Source organism: Streptomyces lushanensis (assembly GCF_001700515.1).
In the GTDB taxonomy this organism is placed as follows: Bacteria; Actinomycetota; Actinomycetes; order Streptomycetales; family Streptomycetaceae; genus Streptomyces; species Streptomyces lushanensis.
The window spans coordinates 1-6121 of the sequence record NZ_MAUD01000583.1; the positions used below are offsets into that span (position 1 = coordinate 1).

A 6121-nucleotide genomic window follows, 5' to 3' on the forward strand; every position below is an offset into this window, starting at 1 on the left:
GGGCCACGGGCCCCGGCCGGACCGACCCCCCACACCGCATCCGGCCGGGGCCCGTGGCCCGTCTCAGCCGACCGGGACCTCCGGCAGGACGCCCGTGCCGGCCAGCCTGGCGTACCAGAGCGCGCTCGACTTCGGCGTACGGCGCTGGGTCTCGTAGTCCACGTGCACCGCGCCGAAGCGCTTGCCGTACCCGTAGGCCCACTCGAAATTGTCCAGCAGCGACCAGAGGAAGTAGCCGCGGACATCGGCGCCGTCGTCGATCGCCCGCCGGACCGCCGCGAGATGGCCGTGCAGATAGCGGATCCGGTCCGGGTCGTGGACCGTGCCGTCCGCACCGGGCCTGTCCGCGTAGGCCGCGCCGTTCTCGGTGACCATCAGCGGCAGCCCCGGCGCCTCGCGCGTGTAGCGCATCAGCAGGTCGTACAGCCCGCTCGGATCCACCGACCAGCCCATCTCGGTGAGTTCACCGGGCGGCTGGTGGAAGGCGACGGAGTCGGCGCCGGGCCAGGGGGAGTGCTCGCTCTCGCCGTGCCCGTCGTGGCGCCCGGCGAACTCGTCGGTGGCGGCCGAGACGACCGCCGGCGCGTAGTAGTTGATGCCCAGCGAGTCCAGCGGCCGGCGGATCGTGGCCAGGTCCGCGGCGTGGACGAAGGACCAGTCGGTGATGCGCGCGGTGTCCGCGAAGAGGTCCTCGGGGTAGGCGCCGTTCAGCATCGGGCCGGTGAAGATCCGGTTCGCGAGCGCGTCGATACGGCGCCGCGCGTCCAGGTCCGCGGGCGACTGCGTACGGGCCCGCACGGCCGACGGGTTGAGGCTCACCGAGAGCCGGGCGTCCGCCGGGAGCACGGAGCGCAGCACCTGCCCGGCCAGCCCGTGGCCGAGATTGAGATGGTGCGCCGCGCGCAGCGCCGCCGCCGGGTCCGTACGGCCCGGGGCGTGCACGCCGGACGCGTAGCCCAGGAAGGCGCTGCACCAGGGCTCGTTCAGGGTGGTCCAGCGCTGCACCCGGTCGCCGAGCGCCTCGCCGACGGAGCGGGCGTACTCCGCGAAGCGGTACGCCGTCTCACGCTCGGGCCAGCCGCCCGCCGCCTCCAGCTCCTGCGGCAGATCCCAGTGGTAGAGCGTGAGGACGGGCTCGATGCCGTGGCCGAGCAGATCGTCGACCAGCGCGCGGTAGAAGTCGAGACCGCGCTGTATGGCGGGACCGCGCCCGGTGGGCTGGACACGCGGCCAGGAGACCGAGAAGCGGTACGCGTTCACGCCCAGGTCCGCCATCAGCCGGACGTCCTCGGCCCTGCGGTGGAAGTGATCCACCGCGATGTCGCCGGTGTCGCCCCGCGCGACCTTGCCGGGCGTGTGGCTGAAGGTGTCCCAGATGGACGGAGTGCGGCCGTTCTCCCGGGCCGCGCCCTCGATCTGGTACGCGGCGGTGGCGGTGCCCCACAGGAAGCCGGGCGGAAAGGTGTCGGACATGGAACAGCTCCCGTTGCCGTAGGTGTGAGGGGTGGAGTGAGCGGTGGGCGGTGACGGACGAGAGGTACGGGGGCGCCCGTCCGTACGAGTGGGGGCGCGCGGGGAGTGCGCGGGCGGTACCGCTCAGCCCTTGACCGCGCCCTGCATGATGCCGCCGACGATATGCCTGCCGAAGATCACGAAGGCGAGCAGCAGCGGCAGCGTGCCCAGCAGCGCGCCCGCCATGATCACCGACTGGTCGGGGATGTAGCCCCGGCCGAGCCCGGTCAGCGCCACCTGCACGGTCGGATTGCCGTTCTGCGTCAGTGCGATGATCGGCCAGAAGAAGTCGTTCCAGGCCATCACGAAGGTCAGCATCCCCAGCACGGCCATCGCGGGCCGCGCGGCGGGGAAGACCACGTGCCACACCACCCGCCAACTGCTCGCGCCGTCCACCCGGGCCGCCTCGATCAGTTCGGTGGGCAGCGCCCCGATCAGGTACTGCCGCATGAAGAACACGCCGAAGGCGCTCACCAGGGTGGGCAGGATGACGGACTGGAGCTGGTCGGTCCAGGACAGCTCGGCGATCAGCATGTACAGCGGTACGACACTGAGCTGCGGCGGCACCATCATCGTGCCGATCACCAGCAGCAGAAGCAGGTTCTGGAACCGGAAACGCAGTTTGGCGAAGGCGAAGCCGGCGAGGGTGGAGAAGAGCACGGTGCCCGCCGCGATCGCGCCCGCGACCACGGTCGTGTTGAGCAGGGCCGTGCCCATGTTGGCGTCGGTCCAGGCGATCTCCAGATTCTTGAAGAGGTTTCCGCCGAACCAGAACGGCGGAGGCGTCTGGGCGAGCCGGGTGTTGTTGCGGGAGGCCGCGACCGCCGTCCACACCAGCGGGAAGAGCGAGCCGATGGTGAAGAGGATCAGTACGGCGTAGGTGATCCGCCCGCCGTGGAGCTGCCGGCCCGCGCCGCGCTTCCTCGGCCGGGCGCGCCGACTCGGGCCCGCCTCGGCGTGGCCGGGCGTCCGCGGATCCGTGAGTGTCTGTGACGTCGTCGACATGAGTGGTCTCCCTACGCGCTCTTGCGGAGACGGCGGCCGATGACCCAGTTCACCGCACCGATGATCAGCAGGATCAGGAACATCGTCCAGGCGATCGCCGAGGCCCGGCCGAGATGGAGGTTCACCCAGCCCTGTTCGTACAGATAGAGCCCGAGCGTCTGGAACTGGTGGCCGGCCCCGCCCGTCGCGCCCGCGCCGCCGTTGAAGAGCAGCGGTTCACCGAAGAGCTGGGTCGCGCCGATCGTCGAGACCACACAGGTGAACAGGATCGTCGGCCGCAGCGAAGGCACGGTCACATGGATGAACTGCTGCCAGCGCGAGGCGCCGTCCAGGGCCGCCGACTCGTACAGATCGTTGGGGATGGCCTGCATCGCCGCCAGATAGATCAGGGCGTTGTAGCCGGTCCAGCGCCAGATGACGATCGTGGAGACCGCGAGCTGGGAGGTCCAGGTGCCGTTCTGCCAGTCGACGGCACCGATGCCGATCTGACCGAGCAGCCAGTTGATCATTCCGTAGTCACGGCCGAAGAGCAGGACGAAGACCAGCGTCGCGGCGGCCACCGAGGTGGCGTACGGAGTGAGTACGGCGACACGGAAGAACATCGAGCCGCGCAGCCGGTAGTTGAGCAGATGCGCGATGCCCAGCGCGATCAGGAGCTGGGGGATCGTGGAGATCAGCCCGATGGTGACGGTGTTCTGGAGCGCGTTCCAGAAGAACTCGTCACTGAGCAGGCGGGAGAAGTTCCGCAGTCCCACCCATTCCATGTCGGTGGGCGCGGTCAGCTCCACGCGGTGCAGCGAGGCCCAGCCGGTGTAGAGCAGCGGGAAGAGCCCGAAGGCCATGAAGAAGACGAAGAACGGGGCGACGAAGGCGTAGGGACTCCAGCGCACATCGCGGCGGTACCGGCGGCTGCGCCGCTCGCGGCGCCGCTCCTCGCGCGCGTCGGGGCCCGCGCCGGGGTGCGCGCCACCGGGTCGGGCGTGCCGTGCGTCGCGGTACGTGTCGTGGTCTTGGCCGGTGCTCCCGCCGTTTGTGGCGGGTGCGTCCGGCGCCGGGGCCGCGCCCTCCTCCTCGGAGGGCGCGGCGGCACGTGCGTCACTGGCCATCGGTCACTGGTCCAGCGCGTTGTCGATCGCCTTCACGGCGGCGTTCCAGCCGTCCTTGGAGGACGTGCCCTTCTGGTCGACCTGGAGCATGCCGATGTCGGCCAGGTTCTGCGCGATGATCAGATCCTTCGGTCCGACGATCTGGACCGGTACGCCCTTGGCCGCCGCGGAGAAGATCTCACCGATGGGCGCGTTGTCGAAGTACTCGTGCTTGGCACCGGACACCGCCGGCAGGGCGTACGCGGCCTGCGAGCTCGGGAAGCTGCCGCGCTCGGCGAAGAGCGTGGCCTGCTGTTCGGGTGCGGTCAGCCAGGCGACGAGCTTGGCCGCGGCTTCTTTGTTCTTGCTCGCTTCGGGTACGGCGAGGAAGGAGCCGCCCCAGTTGCTGGGCTTGGGCGCGGCGGCCACGTCCCACTTGCCCTTGCCCGCCTCACCGCCCTTGTCCTGGATGTAGCCCAGCATCCAGGCCGGGCAGGAGACGGTGGCGAAGGTGCCGTTGGCGAAGCCCTGGTCCCAGCCGGGGGTGAACTGCTGGAGTTTGGCGGTCAGTCCCGAGCCCGCGAACTCCGCCGCGGTGTCCCAGGCCTGGCGCACGGCAGGGTTGGTCTTGTAGATGACCTTGCCGTCCTTGTCGTAGAACCGGTTGGCGTTGCTGCCGGTGATGGCGGCCATCACACCGCTCGCCGAGTCCACGAAGGCCGTGCCCTTGGGCGCCTTCGACTTGAACTGCTTCCCCGCGGCGAGGTACTTGTTCCAGTCGCCCGCCCACAGCTTGCCGACCGCCTCACGGTCGGTGGGCAGGCCCGCGGCGGCGAAGAGGTCCTTGCGGTAACAGATGCCCTCGGGGCCGATGTCGGTGCCGAGCGCGATGGTCTTGCCGGCCGTGGTGGTGGCCTGCGACCACTTCCACGGCAGGAAGCTGTCCTTCTGCACGCCCTCGGTCTTCCCCAGGTCCACGAGCTTGTCGCCCTGGGTGGCGGTGATCTCCGCGATGTTGTTGACCTCGACGGCCTGGACGTCGGCGAGACCGCTGCCGCTGCCGAGGTGGGTGAGGAGCTGCGGATAATAGTTCTCGTTGCGCTCGATCGAGGTCTGCTTGATGACCACGTCCTTGTTGAGCTTCATGTACTGGTCGTAGAGCCCGGCCTCCTTGAGGCCGAAGGCCCCGAAGACTCCCACCGTGATCGTGGTCTTGCCCTTGCCGCTGACGCCTCCGCCCGAGGCGCTGCCGGAGGGATCCTCCGTGTCCTCCGCGCAGCCGGCCAGGACTCCGGTGCCCAGCGCGGCGACGGCCGCGAGGACCACCAGCCGGCGGGACGAGCGAGTACGTGTGCGCATGACGTCCTCCTAATGCACCGCACCGACATGCCGGGCTCCGGCCAACTGCTCTGTACAGCATGGCAGTTGGGTGGGCCGGTGCGGTCGGGATATGTGCGGGGCCGATATGGGTCAGGTACGGTGGGAGCGCTCCCATGTGTGATGTGTTGAAGCGTCGCCGGTCCCCGTGGGGGTGTCAAGGGACCGGGCGGCGCGAGGTGGCTCGTTTATCCGTTTGTTGGGTTGCGCCATGGGGGTCGGGTGGCGGATTCGTCGGGGGAGGCAGGGATGGCGTCTCGGAAGGCCCCTGGAGTCCGGGGGGCGGACGGAGCGGGGGAGCCGGGGCGCGTACGGAGGGCACCGGAGCCCTCCGCGGCACCTCAAGCCCACCAGGCGCGGGGCCGTGGCGGCAAGCTGCCCACGCTGGAGGAGGTGGCCGCGCGCGCCGGGGTCGGCCGGGGGACGGTCTCGCGGGTGATCAACGGTTCGCCGAGGGTCAGCGAGCGGACCAGGGCCGCGGTCGAGGCGGCGGTCGCCGAGCTGGGGTACGTACCGAACCGCGCGGCCCGCGCCCTCGCCGCCAACCGCGCCGACGCGATCGCCCTGGTGGTGCCCGAGCCGGAGGCGCGGTTCTTCGCCGAACCGTACTTCTCCGACATCGTCAGCGGTGTCGGCGAGGCGCTCGCCGAGACGGGGATGCAACTGCTGCTGACCTTCGCGGGCGGCGCCCGCGAACGCCGGCGCCTCGCCCAGTATCTGGCCGCGCACCGCGCCGACGGGGCGCTGCTGGTCTCGGTCCACGCGGACGACCCGCTGCCGGAGCTGCTGACCCAGCTCGGTGTCCCGACGGTCATCAGCGGCCGGCGCTCGGCGGCCGAACCGCTGCCCGCGGTCGACTCCGACAACGCCGAGGGCGCCCGTACGGCCGTCGCCCATCTCCTGGCCCGTGGCCGCCGCACCATCGCGACCATCACCGGCCGGCTGGAGGTCTACGGGGCGGCCTGCCGCCTCGACGGCTACCGCCGGGCCCTCAGGGACGCCGGGCAGGCCCCGGACGGGCGGCTGACGGCGGTGGCCGACTTCACCGAGGACGGCGGTCGCCGCGCCATGCGCGAACTCCTCACCCGCCGCCCGGACCTGGACGCGGTCTTCGCCGCCTCCGACGTCATGGCCGCGGGCGC

5 protein-coding genes are annotated in these 6121 nt (G+C 70.8%); 1 reads left to right on the forward strand and 4 read right to left on the reverse strand.

Going from position 1 to position 6121, the window contains the following annotated elements; genetic code table 11:
• Positions 1-63: 63 nt before the first annotated feature.
• The 4 genes from BFF77_RS31515 to BFF77_RS31530 all read right to left on the reverse strand — a co-directional run bounded on the left by BFF77_RS31515 (position 64) and on the right by BFF77_RS31530 (position 4961).
• A complete protein-coding gene (locus BFF77_RS31515; RefSeq protein WP_066956883.1) occupies positions 64-1473 on the reverse strand; it encodes a GH1 family beta-glucosidase in 1410 nt (469 codons plus the stop codon).
• Positions 1474-1596: 123 nt separating this feature from the next.
• A complete protein-coding gene (locus BFF77_RS31520; RefSeq protein ID WP_066956885.1) occupies positions 1597-2517 on the reverse strand; it encodes a carbohydrate ABC transporter permease in 921 nt (306 codons plus the stop codon).
• 11 nt (positions 2518-2528) lie between these two features.
• A complete protein-coding gene (locus BFF77_RS31525) occupies positions 2529-3623 on the reverse strand; it encodes a carbohydrate ABC transporter permease (RefSeq protein ID WP_066956888.1) in 1095 nt (364 codons plus the stop codon).
• A 3-nt stretch (positions 3624-3626) separates the two neighbouring features.
• Positions 3627-4961: an ABC transporter substrate-binding protein gene (locus BFF77_RS31530; protein ID WP_066956891.1), complete on the reverse strand. Its 1335-nt coding sequence runs from the start codon at positions 4959-4961 to the stop codon at positions 3627-3629.
• A gap of 267 nt (positions 4962-5228) precedes the next feature.
• On the opposite strand from BFF77_RS31530, the gene BFF77_RS31535 reads away from it, so the two are divergent.
• Positions 5229-6121 (forward strand): LacI family DNA-binding transcriptional regulator (locus tag BFF77_RS31535; protein WP_079125659.1); only part of this gene is annotated, 893 nt, incomplete at its 3' end.

What these genes read in the sequence shown, in the direction of transcription:
- BFF77_RS31520 (WP_066956885.1), bottom strand. Translation starts at nt 2,517, where the DNA reads ATGTCGACGACGTCACAGACACTCACGGATCCGCGGACGCCCGGCCAC.
- BFF77_RS31525 (WP_066956888.1), bottom strand. Translation starts at nt 3,623, where the DNA reads ATGGCCAGTGACGCACGTGCCGCCGCGCCCTCCGAGGAGGAGGGCGCG.
- BFF77_RS31530 (WP_066956891.1), bottom strand. Translation starts at nt 4,961, where the DNA reads ATGCGCACACGTACTCGCTCGTCCCGCCGGCTGGTGGTCCTCGCGGCC.
- BFF77_RS31515 (WP_066956883.1), bottom strand. Translation starts at nt 1,473, where the DNA reads ATGTCCGACACCTTTCCGCCCGGCTTCCTGTGGGGCACCGCCACCGCC.